Annotated in this window: 18 protein-coding genes; 10 read left to right on the top strand and 8 right to left on the bottom strand. The window is 67.0% G+C overall.

Annotated elements, in window-relative coordinates; translation table 11 throughout:
* Window positions 1-280 precede the first annotated feature (280 nt).
* The 3 genes from ACSFBF_RS33200 (at window position 281) to ACSFBF_RS33190 (ending at window position 1,886) form a co-directional block, all read left to right on the top strand.
* Window positions 281-565, top strand: a complete 285-nt coding sequence (locus ACSFBF_RS33200) for a DUF427 domain-containing protein (protein ID WP_093059105.1) — start codon at window positions 281-283, stop codon at window positions 563-565.
* The gene (locus ACSFBF_RS33195; RefSeq protein WP_435474540.1) at window positions 562-1,317 is read left to right on the top strand and encodes a 2OG-Fe dioxygenase family protein; all 756 of its coding nucleotides are present in this window, start codon (window positions 562-564) and stop codon (window positions 1,315-1,317) included. The genes ACSFBF_RS33200 and ACSFBF_RS33195 overlap by 4 nt, the downstream gene beginning before the upstream one ends.
* A 128-nt stretch (window positions 1,318-1,445) precedes the next feature.
* Entirely contained in the window at window positions 1,446-1,886 is a 441-nt protein-coding gene (locus tag ACSFBF_RS33190; protein ID WP_007833935.1) for a universal stress protein, read from the top strand.
* A 16-nt stretch (window positions 1,887-1,902) separates the two neighbouring features.
* Here ACSFBF_RS33190 and ACSFBF_RS33185 read toward each other — a convergent pair whose 3' ends face one another.
* The gene (locus tag ACSFBF_RS33185) at window positions 1,903-2,565 is read right to left on the bottom strand and encodes an RluA family pseudouridine synthase (RefSeq protein ID WP_435474538.1); all 663 of its coding nucleotides are present in this window, start codon (window positions 2,563-2,565) and stop codon (window positions 1,903-1,905) included.
* Between the two features lie 95 nt (window positions 2,566-2,660).
* On the opposite strand from ACSFBF_RS33185, the gene ACSFBF_RS33180 reads away from it, so the two are divergent.
* Window positions 2,661-3,941 carry an MFS transporter gene (locus tag ACSFBF_RS33180; RefSeq protein WP_435474536.1) on the top strand — a complete coding sequence of 427 codons (1,281 nt, stop codon included), beginning with the start codon at window positions 2,661-2,663 and terminating at the stop codon, window positions 3,939-3,941.
* Here ACSFBF_RS33180 and ACSFBF_RS33175 read toward each other — a convergent pair.
* Genes ACSFBF_RS33175 through ACSFBF_RS33165 form a run of 3 tightly spaced genes read right to left on the bottom strand, consistent with a single transcriptional unit; the run spans window position 3,938 to window position 4,688 of the window.
* The gene (locus ACSFBF_RS33175) at window positions 3,938-4,225 is read right to left on the bottom strand and encodes a 2Fe-2S iron-sulfur cluster-binding protein (protein ID WP_435474534.1); all 288 of its coding nucleotides are present in this window, start codon (window positions 4,223-4,225) and stop codon (window positions 3,938-3,940) included. The two genes, ACSFBF_RS33180 and ACSFBF_RS33175, sit on opposite strands and share 4 nt — an antisense overlap.
* The gene (locus ACSFBF_RS33170; RefSeq protein ID WP_435474532.1) at window positions 4,222-4,542 is read right to left on the bottom strand and encodes a VF530 family protein; all 321 of its coding nucleotides are present in this window, start codon (window positions 4,540-4,542) and stop codon (window positions 4,222-4,224) included. The genes ACSFBF_RS33175 and ACSFBF_RS33170 overlap by 4 nt, the downstream gene beginning before the upstream one ends.
* Window positions 4,539-4,688: a hypothetical protein gene (locus tag ACSFBF_RS33165; protein WP_013542593.1), complete on the bottom strand. Its 150-nt coding sequence runs from the start codon at window positions 4,686-4,688 to the stop codon at window positions 4,539-4,541. The genes ACSFBF_RS33170 and ACSFBF_RS33165 overlap by 4 nt, the downstream gene beginning before the upstream one ends.
* Window positions 4,689-4,775: 87 nt before the next feature.
* Between ACSFBF_RS33165 and ACSFBF_RS33160 the strand changes: the two genes are divergently transcribed.
* The 3 genes from ACSFBF_RS33160 to ACSFBF_RS33150 all read left to right on the top strand — a co-directional run bounded on the left by ACSFBF_RS33160 (window position 4,776) and on the right by ACSFBF_RS33150 (window position 6,963).
* Window positions 4,776-5,294, top strand: a complete 519-nt coding sequence (locus ACSFBF_RS33160; RefSeq protein ID WP_093059111.1) for a GNAT family N-acetyltransferase — start codon at window positions 4,776-4,778, stop codon at window positions 5,292-5,294.
* A 1-nt stretch (window position 5,295) separates the two neighbouring features.
* Complete coding sequence (locus ACSFBF_RS33155) at window positions 5,296-5,979, top strand: PepSY-associated TM helix domain-containing protein (protein WP_435474529.1); 684 nt, start codon at window positions 5,296-5,298, stop codon at window positions 5,977-5,979.
* 75 nt (window positions 5,980-6,054) lie between these two features.
* Window positions 6,055-6,963, top strand: coding sequence for a DUF808 domain-containing protein (locus ACSFBF_RS33150; protein ID WP_435474527.1), 909 nt, complete (start codon window positions 6,055-6,057; stop codon window positions 6,961-6,963).
* Window positions 6,964-7,026: 63 nt separating this feature from the next.
* Here the strand turns inward: ACSFBF_RS33150 and ACSFBF_RS33145 are convergent, their stop codons facing one another.
* Window positions 7,027-7,242: a hypothetical protein gene (locus tag ACSFBF_RS33145; RefSeq protein WP_435474525.1), complete on the bottom strand. Its 216-nt coding sequence runs from the start codon at window positions 7,240-7,242 to the stop codon at window positions 7,027-7,029.
* Between the two features lie 36 nt (window positions 7,243-7,278).
* Window positions 7,279-8,469: a lactonase family protein gene (locus tag ACSFBF_RS33140; protein WP_435474523.1), complete on the bottom strand. Its 1,191-nt coding sequence runs from the start codon at window positions 8,467-8,469 to the stop codon at window positions 7,279-7,281.
* 92 nt (window positions 8,470-8,561) lie between these two features.
* Here ACSFBF_RS33140 and ACSFBF_RS33135 point away from each other — a divergent pair, with 92 nt between their 5' ends.
* From ACSFBF_RS33135 to ACSFBF_RS33125, 3 genes are all read left to right on the top strand, one after another.
* Window positions 8,562-8,834: a DUF2164 domain-containing protein gene (locus ACSFBF_RS33135; RefSeq protein WP_258350342.1), complete on the top strand. Its 273-nt coding sequence runs from the start codon at window positions 8,562-8,564 to the stop codon at window positions 8,832-8,834.
* 136 nt (window positions 8,835-8,970) lie between these two features.
* Window positions 8,971-9,321: a hypothetical protein gene (locus tag ACSFBF_RS33130; RefSeq protein ID WP_435474521.1), complete on the top strand. Its 351-nt coding sequence runs from the start codon at window positions 8,971-8,973 to the stop codon at window positions 9,319-9,321.
* Window positions 9,322-9,336: 15 nt separating this feature from the next.
* Window positions 9,337-10,134, top strand: coding sequence for an enoyl-CoA hydratase/isomerase family protein (locus ACSFBF_RS33125; RefSeq protein WP_435474519.1), 798 nt, complete (start codon window positions 9,337-9,339; stop codon window positions 10,132-10,134).
* A 7-nt stretch (window positions 10,135-10,141) separates the two neighbouring features.
* On the opposite strand, the gene ACSFBF_RS33120 is transcribed toward ACSFBF_RS33125, so the two are convergent.
* Entirely contained in the window at window positions 10,142-11,248 is a 1,107-nt protein-coding gene (locus tag ACSFBF_RS33120) for a M14 family metallopeptidase (protein WP_435474517.1), read from the bottom strand.
* A 37-nt stretch (window positions 11,249-11,285) separates the two neighbouring features.
* The gene (locus tag ACSFBF_RS33115; RefSeq protein WP_435474515.1) at window positions 11,286-12,620 is read right to left on the bottom strand and encodes an MFS transporter; all 1,335 of its coding nucleotides are present in this window, start codon (window positions 12,618-12,620) and stop codon (window positions 11,286-11,288) included.
* Window positions 12,621-12,665: the final 45 nt, after the last annotated feature.

The raw sequence follows: 12,665 nt of genomic DNA, 5'->3' as shown, positions 1-12,665 counted from the left end.
TCATGCGGCTGGACTTGAACTCCTTGCTTGTAAAGCGCTAACCTGCCAACGTGTTTCCTATGTCCGCGCACACCTGTTTCCAAGGTCCCCGGTCCATACAGCGAAGCAAAAGAAAGTGAGTCGGCCGCCGGGCCGAGACCCGGCCCCCGAAAACAAACAAAGCAATAGTGCCCATATCGCCCCGAAGAAAGCGGCCAAGCCAAGCAACGGCACAATACCCAAGCCCCGTGCGGCAGCGCAACGGCCAGCGCCCGCAACCCTCCCCCTGGAGACCAAGACCATGAAAGCAACCTGGAACGGCGTCACCATCGCCGAAAGCGACGACACCGTGCTCGTCGAAGGCAACCACTATTTCCCGATGAGTTCGCTCAATCGCGACGCAGTCACCTTCAGCAACCACAAGACCACCTGCCCCTGGAAGGGCACCGCCAGCTACTACTCGCTGCTGGTCAACGGCGAGCTCAACACCGACGCCGCCTGGTACTACGCCGACCCGAAGCCCGAAGCCGAAGAGATCCGCGACCGCGTCGCGTTCTGGAAGGACGTGAAGGTCAGCGCGCAGTGACCACGGCCGCCTTCACTCCCCCCTTCATCGCACCCGCCGAGCTGCCCGCCGCACTGCGCGATCAAGGCTACGCGGTGCTCAGCCCGCAGGGCGTCAGCGAATGGCTTGGCGTTCCGCTCGCGGAGCTGAATGCACTGCACGCTGACTGGAACGATCTCCCGCCCGACGAATACCTGAAGGACGGCGGCCGCTATCGCACGCGTCGCCATGCCTGCTTCACCGTCGAAGCCGACGACCGTGGCACGCTGGAGCAAGTGCCACACCGTGCGCACTGGCAGCCGGTCGAATACAACGCCCTGCACGGCGGCATGCAGCGCTGGTTCGCGCCGATGCTCGACGCCACCGTGGCGCAGCCCGTGTGGCAGCGGCTGCTGCAGCAGCTCGGCAAGGCCAGCAGCGACATGCGTGGTGCGCCACAACGCTGGTACGTGGAAGCGCACCAGTTCCGCATCGACACCGCCGGTGGCATCGGCCGCCCGACGCCCGAGGGCGCGCACCGCGATGGAGTGGACCTCGTGGCCGTGGCACTCGTCGGCCGACACGGCATCAAGGGTGGCGAGACGCGTGTGTTCGAAGCCAACGGCCGCCGCGGCGAGCGCTTCACCATGACCGAGCCGTGGAGCCTGCTCGTGCTCGACGACGCGCGCGTGATCCACGAATCGACGCCGATCCAGCCGCTGGAAGAGGGCGGCGAAGGCTGGCGCGACACGCTCGTGATCACCTGCCGCGCCAAGGGTTTCCAGGGGGACTGAAGCCGCGCGGCGGTGCAGTGCGCCGTCGCTGGCACGAGTCCTACAATCCGTCCGCGGAACAGCGGTTAAATTCGGGGCCCGGCTCCATGTGGGCCGTGTCTGTCTGCGAACGAAAGCGAGGTCCCGCCATGTTCAATCACATCCTGGTTCCGATCGACGGCTCCGAAACTTCCATGCTCGCCGTCAGCAAGGCCAGCGGCCTCGCGCTGGCTTTCGGTAGCCGCATCACGCTGATTCACGTGATCGACAACTACCCCTTCATCGGCGTGGGCGCGGACTATGCGCTCGGCCAGAACGAATACCTCGCAGCGGCCACGGCCAGCGCCAACGCGGCGCTCGCACGCGGTGTGGCGGCGCTTGCGGCCGAGGGCCTGCACAGCGACCAGCGTGTGATCGACGGCCATGTGGTGCACGAAGGCATCGTCGACACGGCCATCGCCATCGCGGCCGACCTGATCGTGATGGGCTCGCATGGCCGCAGCGGCATCGAGAAGCTGCTGCTCGGCAGCGTGACGCAGCGCGTGCTGCAGGACGCCAACATGCCCGTGCTGGTCGTCAAGGGCGGCTGACTGGCTGACTGATCGGTCAGGAAACGACGACGAAATCGGGCGGCCGTTTGAAGTAGAGCTCCTGCTGCGTCACCGGGTGCACGAACCCCAGCTCGCTCGCATGCAACAGCAGCCGTGGCGCGCGTGCCTGCAGGGCGGCATCGCCGTACAGCGCATCGCCAAGAATCGGATGTCCGATCGACAGCAGATGCACGCGCAACTGATGCGAACGGCCGGTCAGTGGCTCCAGCAGCACATGGGTCGCGGCAGGCTCGCCGGGCAGCAATGAAATCGCCTTCCATCGCGTGACGCTGGGCTTGCCCGCCGGGTCGGTCTTTTGCAGCGGCCTGCGCGGCCAGTCGGCCATCAGCGGTGCGTCGATCAGCGACCAGTCTTCCCGCATCGGCATTGCGCCATCGACGATGGCTTCATAGCGCTTGTGCACCCGGCGCTCGGCAAAGGCCGCGCTCAGCGCACGCTGCATTTCGATGCCGCGCGCCATCACCACCAGCCCGCTGGTGGCCATGTCGAGCCGGTGCACGATCAGCGCATCGGGCCACTGCCGCATGGCACGTGCGCTCAGGCAGTCCTGCTTGTCCTCGCCGCGGCCGGGCACGCAGAGCAGGCCGGCGGGCTTGTCGAGCACCAGCAGGTACGGGTCTTCGTGAACGGGTTGCAGGAGCGGCGGCGCGGTCGTCATGGATGCCGTAGAGTGTAGAGAGCGCGATGGCGGCCCGTTCCCGCATTCCCGGCCCCTCATGCCCCGCTCATCCGGCCTCGGCTATCCTTGAGCGAATGTCCGGCCCCGCCCCAGCCTCCGTTTCCTCTTGTCCCCCCAGCTTTTCCGACCTGACGCGCGAACGCCCGTTCATGCAGATGTGGACGGCGCGGCTGTTCGGCACTGCCGCATCGCAGATGCTGCTGGTGGCCATTGGCTGGCACATGTACGAGCTCACCAGCAGCGCCTGGGACCTGGGCCTCGTCGGCCTCTACCAGTTCGTGCCCGCACTGCTGCTGGCGCTGCTGGCCGGCCACATCGTCGACCGCCACCATCGCGGGCGCATCGTGGCGGCCTGTTTTGCGGTGCAGGGTCTGGTGGGGCTCGTGCTGCTGCTTGCGGTGCTGGAAAAGCACGACTCGCGCGGCCTGCTGCTGGGTCTGTCCCTGGTGCTGGGCGCAGTGCGGGCTTTCCAGATGCCGGCGCAGCAGGCACTGACGCCGCTGCTGGTGCCTCCCAGCATGCTGTCTCGCGCGATGGCCTTCAGCTCGGCGGGCATGCAGGGCGCGATCATCGGCGGGCCTGCCCTCGGCGGACTGCTGTTCGTGGCGGGCATGGCGGTGGTCTACGGCGCCAGCGTGGCCTTCTTTGTCGTCGCCTGCGGGCTGGTGCTGCGGCTTCGCTACGCCTACACGCCGGCCGCGCGCGAGCCGGTGACGCTGGCCACCGTGTTCGCGGGCGTCGATTTCATCTGGAAGCGCAAGCCCGTGCTCGGCGCGGTCTCGCTGGACCTGTTCGCGGTGCTGCTGGGCGGCGCGGTGGCGCTACTGCCGATTTACGCCAAGGACATCCTGCACACCGGGCCCTGGGGGCTCGGCCTGCTGCGCGGCGCGCCGGCGGTGGGGGCACTGGTGATGTCGATCCTGCTCACGCGCCGGCCGGTCGAGCGCCGCGTGGGGCGCACGCTGCTGCTGGCCATCGGGCTCTTCGGGCTGTGCATGGTGGTGTTCGGCATCTCGAAGAGCTTCGTTGTCTCGTTGATTGCACTGGCGGTCTCGGGTGGCGCCGACATGGTCAACGTGGTGATCCGCCAGACGCTGGTGCAGCTCGAAACGCCCGATGCCATGCGAGGGCGGGTGAGCGCGGTCAATTCGATCTTCATCGGGGCGAGCAACCAACTCGGCGAATTCGAGTCGGGCGCCACGGCTGCGCTGCTCGGGCCGGTCGGCTCGGTGGTGGTGGGCGGCGTGGGGACGATGCTGGTCGCGCTGACCTGGTTCAGGCTGTTCCCGTCGCTGGCGCAGCGGGACCGGCTGGTGGTGGCGGCGCCTTCGGTCAGGCCGCTGGTCAAGTCCTAGTCTGCGAACAGGGTGCGCGCGCCCGGCGAGTCGAGCGTGATGTCGCCCAGCGCCTGCGCCACGCAGGGCAGGATCCAGCCTTCGGCTTTCTCATCGGCGCTCAGGCCGGGCCATTCGATGATGTGGCGGGTTTCGCCGGACAGCCGCTGGCAGATGCAGGTGCGGCAGGTGCCGTTGCGGCACGAGCTCGGCAGCTCGATGCCGGCGGCCTCGGCGGCTTTCAGGAGCGTGGTGCCGGCGTCGGTCTCGAAGTCGAGGCCCGAGGGCTCGAGTCGGACCTTCATGGCTGCGGTGGCTGGCTTTGCTGTTGCTGCTGCTGCTGCTGCTGTTCGCGGCGTTGCTCGCGCAGCATGAAGAGGTAAAGGCTCTCGACCTTCTCGCGCGCCCACGGCGTCTTGCGCAGGAACTTGAGGCTCGAGCTCACGCTCGGGTCGAGCGTGAAGCAACGGATGGGAACGAGCTCGCTCAGGTGTTCCCACCCGTAGTAATCGACCAGCGTAGTGACGATGGCCTCCAGCGTGACCCCATGCAGCGGGTTGCGCGGCTGGGCCTTTGCGGCTGCGGGGGCCGTCGGGGCAGGTGCTGGAGCGTCGTTCGTCACTTGTTCTTGAGCTTGCCGCGGGGAATGACCGCCGTCGTGATCGTGCGAACGGGCTCGATGCCGCCAGTGCCCACAGGCTTGGGCGGCGAGGTGTCCTTCTTCGGTTTCTTCGCTTCCTTGGTGCTGCGTTGCTGACTCTTGGCCATGTCGATTTCTCCTGTTGTTACGACGGATGCGGCAAGCAGTTTAGCGGTGCGGCGACAATACGCGGTTCCATTGATTTCCCCGCATTCATGTCAGATTACGAAGTTCGCCCCGCCACACTGCGCGACGCCAAGGCCGTCGCCGAAATCCATTCCCTCGCCGCCAAGGCCGCCTACGAAGGCATCCTTCCCGAGGAAGAGCTGCGTGCCCTGGCCCCGGCCACCCGCGAAGCCAAGTGGCGCGAGGCCATCGAATACAGCGAGCCGCAGGTGCGCGTGGCCGTGCTGGGCAGCGAAATCGTCGGCTTTGTCGGCTTCGACCGCTCGCGCGACCCCAAGACCCCGCCCACCACCGGCGAAATCTGGGCCATCTACGTCAAGCCCGAGCACTGGGACAAGGGCGTGGGCGTGGCCCTCTGGGACGCCGCGCGCGAAGGCCTGGAAGAAGAGGGCTGCACGACGGTCACCATCTGGGTGCCGATCCGTAATGACCGCGCCATGCGCTTTCACGAACTCGCGGGCTTCAAGCGCGAGATGAAGACCGCCAAGACCACCGCCTTCGGCACCGTGCGCGTCGAAGAAATCCGCCTCAAGCGCGACGTTTCCTGACATGGATTCCGGCGGCACCGCCCTCGGCCACGCCGCGCGCGTGCGCGCGCACCAGCGCCGCACGACTGCCGTGCAGTGGATCCGCCGCACCCACGGCTGGTTCGGCCTCTGGGGCGCGGTGCTGGGGCTGCTGTTCGGTTTCAGCGGCATCTGGCTCAACCACCGAGACGTGCTGAAGCTGCCGCAGGCCCAGGAGCGCACACGCGCCCAGCTGGTGCTGCCCGACCCCGTGCCGGAAACGCCCGAGGCCATGAGCCAGTGGCTGCAGGGTGCGCTGCGTATGAGCGGCCCGCCCAACTCCCGCCGCATCGAGCCCGCCAAGCCCGTCGCCTGGGCCGACAAGAGCGACAAGAGCGCTCCCGTGCTCACGCAGCCCGCGCGCTGGGTGTTCAACTTCGGCGGCCCCAACGAGATCGTGCAGGTCGAGTATTGGCAGGGCAACCGCTCTGTCGGTGTCACCACCACGCACAACGGCTTTGTCGCCACGCTCACCAACATGCACAAGGGCGGCGGCATGCCTCTGCCGTGGATCCTGCTGGTCGACACGCTGGCCGGCAGCCTGATCTTCCTGTCGATGTCGGGCATGGCGCTGTGGATGCTCACGCACCGCCGCCGCCGCGTAGGGCTGGCGCTGTTCGGCGCATCGCTCGCCGCGGTGCTGGCCATTGCGTTCAGCGCTCTTTGATTCGTACGGTTATTGCAGGGGCGGTTGGCGGCTGCGGATAAGCTCGCCGCTTCTTTTTCAGCCCGAATCCTGCCCATGGCCACCAGCCTGCTCCTGCTGCTCGACGACATCGCGACCGTTCTCGACGACGTGTCGATCCTCACCAAAGTGGCCGCCAAGAAGACGGCCGGCGTGCTGGGCGACGACCTCGCGCTCAATGCGCAGCAGGTGTCCGGCGTCAAGGCCGATCGCGAGATTCCGGTGGTGTGGGCCGTGTGCAAGGGCTCGTTCGTCAACAAGGCCATCCTCGTGCCCGCGGCGCTGGCCATCGGCACCTGGTTGCCTTGGCTGGTGACGCCGCTGCTGATGGTCGGCGGTGCTTTTCTCTGCTTTGAAGGCGCCGAGAAACTCGCGCACAAGTTCCTGCACAAGAAGGAGCACGACGCCGACACCGAGCGCCACGAAAAGGCCGTGGCCGACGCCTCGATCGACGTGGTTGCCATGGAGAAGGACAAGATCAAGGGCGCCGTGCGTACCGACTTCATCCTCTCGGCCGAAATCATCGCCATCACGCTGGGCACCGTGCAGGGCCAGCCTTTCACGACACAGCTGAGCGTGCTGGTCGGCATCGCGCTGATCATGACCATCGGCGTGTACGGCCTCGTGGCCGGCATCGTGAAGCTCGACGACGCGGGCCTCTACCTGAGCCAGCGCGCCAGTGCAGGCGCGCGGGCCCTGGGCCGCGGCATCCTGGCAGCGGCGCCGTGGCTCATGAAGGCGCTGTCGGTGGCCGGCACGGCCGCGATGTTCCTCGTGGGCGGCGGCATCCTGGTGCACGGCGTGCCTGCACTGGGCCATGCGGTGGAAGACTGGGCCAAGGCCACGGGCGGTGTGTTCGGCACGCTGGGTTCGATGGGTGTGAATGCCGGTGTGGGCCTGGTGGCCGGTGCCATCGTGCTGGCCGGGGTGGAACTGGTCGGAAAGCTGCGCGGCAAGAAGGCTTGAGCCCGCTGCCGGCCGAGTGCCCTTCCTGCCGAAACCCGCCGCAAGGCGGGTTTTTTCTTTCCTTTACTGGCGCGTCTTGCCGCGCTTCACCAGCTCGACCACGATCAGCGCCGCGCCCAGCACCAGCGCGAACCAGCCGACCAGATAGGCACCGGCGACCATCTCGAACCAGCGCGTGCCCTGTAGAAAGCGCGGCCCCAGCAGAACGGCGGCGCCGATCACGAGGCAGAGGATGCCGCGTTCGAGCGTGCGGAGTTGTCGTTTGGGTTGCTGCGCCATGGCTTCTTCGTTCGGATTCGGGGGAGTGTGGGTCGATCAGTGCGTCATTGTCCCGCGCATCGAGGCCGGATGCCCCTGCAGCGGGAACGACTTGCCCGTAGGCACCAGCGTGTCGCCATCGAGCCGCAGGATCGTGATGTCCTGGTCGATGAAGTTGCCCACGTACAGATACTTGCCGTCGGCGCTCCACACCGCGCCTTCGGGCAGGCCGCGCACCACCACTTCGTTGGCGCGCGTGACTTTCTTGCCGTCGATCTTCAGCAGCACCACCGAGCCGTTGCGGTTGTAGAAGTAGGCGCTCTTCGAAGAATTGCTGCCGCGCAGGATCACCGCCACAGCATGCTTGCCAGTCGGGCTCACCGCCAGACCCTCGGGGCCGTCGCCGACCACCACCTTGTCGACCACGCGCGGTGGCGCAGCTTCGAGATCAATCACGCTCACGGTGTCGACCTGGCCGTCGGATGCGCCCGAGTTGCCGTTGTCGGCCGTCAGCGCGAGCTTGCCATCGGGCGTCACGTCGACGTTGTAGGGCCACAGGCCCGCCGCGAGGTCGACCTTGTTGTAGCTGACCTTCTCGCCGTTCACCTCGAGCAGCGCGATCTTGTGGCTCGGGAACTTGGCTGCCAGCGCGCGCTTGCCATCTGGCGTGAAGCGCACGTGCGCTACGGAATCGCCCATGGCCACGGTATCGATCAGCGTCACCTTCTTGCCCGAGATGCGCAGCACGCTCACCGAGTTGTCGGCGCGGTTGGCCACCAGTGCGAGGTCGCCCGTGCGGTTGATCGACAGGCCCGAAGGCTGTTTGCCGACCTGCAGGGTGTCGAGCAGCTTGGGTGGCGTGGTGGTCAGGTCGATCACGAAGAGGCGGTTGTCGGGCACCTGCTTGCGTACGCCGTTCTCCTCGACCACGTTGAGCGAGTTGGCGACCAGCGCTAGCGTTTCGCCAGGCGTGATCGCGAGGTTGGTCGGCGGGCCGGCGATGGTGTTGTCCAGCTGCAGCGTGCCGACCACCTTGGGCGCCAGCGGGTCGGTGCCGATGTCGAGCACCTGCACGGTGTCGCGCCCCATGGGCCCGAGGATCACGACGCCGGCGTCGTTCCACGACTGCTTCTCGTCGTTGGCGACCAGCATCAGTTGGCGCTGCGGCACGGTGGGGGTCAGGTTCGTGCAGCCGATGAGCGTGGCCAGGGCGGCCAGGGCCGCGAGCGCGGCGGGGCGGAACTTCATGGTGTCTGTCTCCGGTGTTGTCGTGTGCGCGCATGGTAGCGAAGAGGCGGGCGGCACAATCGGCAGCCCGAACGCCCGAGGAACGAGCAGCCATGACCATCGAGATACCGAAGGAAGCGCGCCAGCAGGCCATCACCTCCATCGAGCGCTACTTCCGCGAGAACATGGAGGAGCCGATCGGCAACATCGCGGCGGGGGCGTTGCTCGGTTTCTTCCTCGAAGAGATCGGTCCGCTGGTCTTCAACAAGGCGGTTGCCGAGGTTCAGGAGCGCCTGCAGTCGCGCATTTCAGAGATCGACCTGGAGGTGCACGAGGACGAATTCCAGTACTGGCGCAAGTTCGACAAGCAGAAGAAGGGCAAGTAGGGCGTAGCGCCTACGCATCGCCGTGCATTCAAAAGTGCTTCAAAACGTTGCAAAATTCGATGCCATGCACCTCCACAGCACTCCCCATCGTTCCAGGCGCCTTCCCGCTCTGCGGGCCCTTGCCGCCTTGCCCCTCGTGCTCGCCGCATCCCTCGCCACCGCGCAGCAGGACCCGTCCGGCTTCCCGCTGGATTCGGTCGGCTACCTGAACGAGGAACTGCCCCGCATGGAGGCAGCCATCGCCGCCAAGGACCGCAGCTTCTTCCACGGCGCGATGATCCGCACGGTGCAGTTTTCCGAACGCTGGGGCTTCAAGGTCAAGGCCAATCCCGATCTCGCGGCCTACCCGATGTGCACGTCGGCGGTCATGGACTACGTGGTCGTCGGCATGTGCAAGCTCACCCCATCCGACGAATGCGAGCCCGGACTGGCCTCGCGCTTCGATACCAACGTGCAGCGCTGCCGCGAAGTGGCCGCGAAAAAATAGAAAGAGACACCCGCCATGGACTACACCCGCTACAAGACCCTCGCCATCGCGCGCCGTGGTGTGAATGGCGCGGTGCTCGACATCCAGATGCGGGCCGCCAACGGCAAGCTGCCCACGGCGGGCCATGACGGCCACCGCGAACTCGCCGAGATCTGGCGCGACGTGTCTGCCGACGACACGGTGCGCTGCGCCGTGCTGCGGGGCGAGGGCCAGGGCTTCTCGGGTGGCGGCGATCTCGCGATGGTGCAGGACATGACCACCGACGACGCGGTGCGCCAGCGCGTGTGGCGCGAGGCGCGCGACCTCGTCTACAACATCATCAATTGCGACAAGCCCATCGTGAGCGCCATGCACGGCCCGGCGGTGGGTGCGGGGCTGGTGGCGGGGCTGCTGGCCGACATCTCCATCGCCACGAAGAACGCGAAGATCGTCGACGGCCACACGCGCCTGGGCGTGGCGGCGGGCGACCACGCGGCCATCGTCTGGCCGCTGCTGTGCGGCATGGCCAAGGCCAAGTACCACCTGCTGCTGTGCGAGCCGGTGAGCGGCGAAGAGGCCGAGCGCATCGGCCTCGTGTCGCTCGCGGTGGACGAGGCCGACCTGCTGCCGCGCGCCTACGAGGTGGCCGATCGGCTGGCGGCCGGCAGCCAGAGCGCCATTCGCCTCACCAAGTACGCGCTGAACAACTGGCTGCGCCAGGCTGGCCCGACCTTTGACGCCTCGCTGGCGCTCGAATTCATGGGCTTCGCGGGCGCCGACGTGCGCGAGGGCATCGCCTCGCTGCGCGAACGGCGCGCGCCGAACTTCGGCTGATCGGTCGTCAGGCCTTGCGCAGGCCCTGGAGCGTCTGCAGAAGCACGACGCGGGTCTGGCCGAGGATCATGCCCTTCCACTCGTCGTTGTCGCAGTAGAACGCATCGCGCAGCTCTGCGCGAATCTCGCGCTTCTGCGCCTCCGGTGCCTCGGGGTGGCGACGCAGCCATGTATCGGCGCGCAGGCGGGTCAGCACTTCGAGGTCAGGCAGGGTGCCGAACTCCAGGCCCATCGGCGCGATCTTCGCGTTCGGGCATTCGTCGTATGCGGTCGAAATCACCGGGCCCGACACGTCGGCCGAGGCCGAGTCGCCCGCGAACGGCGCAAACACGTCGGCGCCCCACCATGCATGGGCCAGCGCGAGGTCTTCGGGCGTGTTGCGGCCCGGGTAGATCTTTTCGCCATGGCCGTAGGGGCCGAGGCCCGTGTGCACGTCGATCCAGCCGAGGTGCGTGGTCGAGGCTGCGTATTTGCGCAGGATCGAGCGGATGGTCTTGTTGCTCCACGAAGGCGCGGTGCCGCCGTAGAACAGGCCGTCGGGCGAGGTGTACTGGCCCTTGGTGACGGCGGTACGGAAGGCGACCATGCCGTGCTTTCCGATGTAGGCGGCCACGGCCGCTTCGTCGGCGGGCGTCGGCGGCCAGGTCGCGGGCAGCACCAGTGGTTCGACATCGGCGTACTCGGCGTTCACCGGCAGAGGCGCGTTGAAGTCGATGTGGTTGCGGTTCAAGTCGATGTTGTCTTCGTTCGTGCGATGCAGGTGCGAGAAGCCGTGCGGGTTGATGGCATGTACCAGCAGCAGCGCGACGCCGGCCTTCTCCAGCCGCGAGAGCAGGTCGGCGTCGTTGAGCGTGGCAATCTGCGTGCCCGAGCCGCAGAAGCCTTCGGGGCCGTGCGTGCCCGAGGTCACGAGAAGCACCTTCTTCGCGTCGATGGCGCCGATCAGCGCCACGTCGGTGGCGAGCTCTTCGCCGAGCGCGCCGCGGTGCGCTTCGAGCACGAACGATTCGACGGCCGCGCCGCGCTGCGCTGCGGCCTCGAGGAACTTGGCGCGGGCTTCGACATACGTGCCCGAAAAATACCGCGTGGCGGCAGAGCGTTGTGTTGTTGGCATGAGGTGGGGACTCCTGTGCTTGAAATAGTGAAAGTCGTCAGGCCGCTGCGTGGGCGCCGGCCGCATCGATGTCGCGGCCCGTATGGTCGCGCAACCAGAGCAGGCCGAGCAGCGAAACCACCGTCATCGCCACAAGGTACCAGGCCGGCGCGAGCTTGCTGCCCGTGGCGTTGAGCAGCCAGGTGCTGATGAAGGGCGCGAAACCGCCGAACAGCGCCACGCCCACGCTGTACACCAGCGACATGCCGCTGGCGCGCACCGCCTTCGGAAACATCTCCGGCAGCATCGTGATGCCGGGCACCGTCTGTACCACCAGGCCGAAGCTGAACACGCCGAGCACGACGAACAGCACCGTTGGCGTGGGCGAGGCGTTGAGCCACAGGAAGCCCGGGTAGATCAGGATCGCCAGCACGATGCGGCTCCAGACGATGAGCGGCTTGCGGCCCACCACGTCCGACAGCTTGCCGACGAAAGGCGCGAAGGCGAAAGAGATCAGCCCGGTGAGCGCGGCGCCGAACAGCGCCACCGACGGCGTGAAGCCGAGTTCGCGCACGGCATACGTCGGCATGTAGAACGTGACGACATACGCGGCCGTGGTGCCGCCCACCAGCGAAAGAATCGCGGCCAGCACCGTCTTGCCGTGCTGTGTGCAGACGATCTTCAGGCTGCTCTCGCGCGGCGCAGCGGCTTCTTCCGGCGAGATGTGCAGAGACTCTTCGAGGTGGCGGCGGATGTACATGCCCACCGGCGCGATCAGCATGCCGATGATGAAGGGCACTCGCCAGCCCCAGCTTTGCATCGATTCCGTCGACAGCGTGAAGGTCAGCAGGCCCACCACGACAGCGCCGAGCATCACGCCCAGGCCCTGGCTCGCGAACTGCCAGCTCGCCATGTAGCCGCGGTTGGCCGGCGTGGCGTGTTCCACCAGCAGCGTGGTCGATGCACCCACTTCACCGCCGGCCGAGAAGCCCTGGATAAGCCGTGCCAGCACGATGACGATGGGCGCCGCCACGCCGATGGCCGAGTAGGTGGGCGTGAAGGCGATCAGCGCGCAGCCCAGCGCCATCAGGAAGATCGTGAGCGTCATGGCCTTCTTGCGGCCCGCGCGGTCGGCATACGCGCCGATCACGATGCCGCCCAGCGGCCGCATGATGAAGCCCACGCCGAAGCTGGCCACCGTCAGCAGCAGCTGGCCGTATGAGTTGAAGGTCGGGAAGAACAGCTTGCCGATCACCAGCGCCAGAAAACCGTAGACGGTGAAGTCGAAGAACTCCAGCCCGTTGCCGATGGTGGTGGCCACGATGGTCTGGCGCCTGCGCGCGGGGCGAGCGGGGGATGTGGACGACGATGGCTGCTTGCTTGGGGTGCTCATGGCTCTCCAGTGTTGGCTTTGCTTTTTCGAGGATGTCGGTCGAAG

Source organism: Variovorax nivicola (assembly GCF_051216475.1).
Taxonomy (GTDB): domain Bacteria; phylum Pseudomonadota; class Gammaproteobacteria; order Burkholderiales; family Burkholderiaceae_C; genus Variovorax.
This window is presented reverse-complemented; position numbering and strand designations above follow the sequence as displayed.

Bases quoted from the DNA above. Each gene is read 5' to 3' on its own strand.
- ACSFBF_RS33155 (WP_435474529.1), top strand. From the start codon at position 5,296: ATGGATTCCGGCGGCACCGCCCTCGGCCACGCCGCGCGCGTGCGCGCG.
- ACSFBF_RS33120 (WP_435474517.1), bottom strand. From the start codon at position 11,248: ATGCCAACAACACAACGCTCTGCCGCCACGCGGTATTTTTCGGGCACG.
- ACSFBF_RS33190 (WP_007833935.1), top strand. From the start codon at position 1,446: ATGTTCAATCACATCCTGGTTCCGATCGACGGCTCCGAAACTTCCATG.
- ACSFBF_RS33185 (WP_435474538.1), bottom strand. From the start codon at position 2,565: ATGACGACCGCGCCGCCGCTCCTGCAACCCGTTCACGAAGACCCGTAC.
- ACSFBF_RS33175 (WP_435474534.1), bottom strand. From the start codon at position 4,225: ATGAAGGTCCGACTCGAGCCCTCGGGCCTCGACTTCGAGACCGACGCC.
- ACSFBF_RS33180 (WP_435474536.1), top strand. From the start codon at position 2,661: ATGTCCGGCCCCGCCCCAGCCTCCGTTTCCTCTTGTCCCCCCAGCTTT.
- ACSFBF_RS33165 (WP_013542593.1), bottom strand. From the start codon at position 4,688: ATGGCCAAGAGTCAGCAACGCAGCACCAAGGAAGCGAAGAAACCGAAG.
- ACSFBF_RS33115 (WP_435474515.1), bottom strand. From the start codon at position 12,620: ATGAGCACCCCAAGCAAGCAGCCATCGTCGTCCACATCCCCCGCTCGC.
- ACSFBF_RS33200 (WP_093059105.1), top strand. From the start codon at position 281: ATGAAAGCAACCTGGAACGGCGTCACCATCGCCGAAAGCGACGACACC.
- ACSFBF_RS33140 (WP_435474523.1), bottom strand. From the start codon at position 8,469: ATGAAGTTCCGCCCCGCCGCGCTCGCGGCCCTGGCCGCCCTGGCCACG.
- ACSFBF_RS33160 (WP_093059111.1), top strand. From the start codon at position 4,776: ATGTCAGATTACGAAGTTCGCCCCGCCACACTGCGCGACGCCAAGGCC.
- ACSFBF_RS33125 (WP_435474519.1), top strand. From the start codon at position 9,337: ATGGACTACACCCGCTACAAGACCCTCGCCATCGCGCGCCGTGGTGTG.
- ACSFBF_RS33150 (WP_435474527.1), top strand. From the start codon at position 6,055: ATGGCCACCAGCCTGCTCCTGCTGCTCGACGACATCGCGACCGTTCTC.
- ACSFBF_RS33145 (WP_435474525.1), bottom strand. From the start codon at position 7,242: ATGGCGCAGCAACCCAAACGACAACTCCGCACGCTCGAACGCGGCATC.
- ACSFBF_RS33135 (WP_258350342.1), top strand. From the start codon at position 8,562: ATGACCATCGAGATACCGAAGGAAGCGCGCCAGCAGGCCATCACCTCC.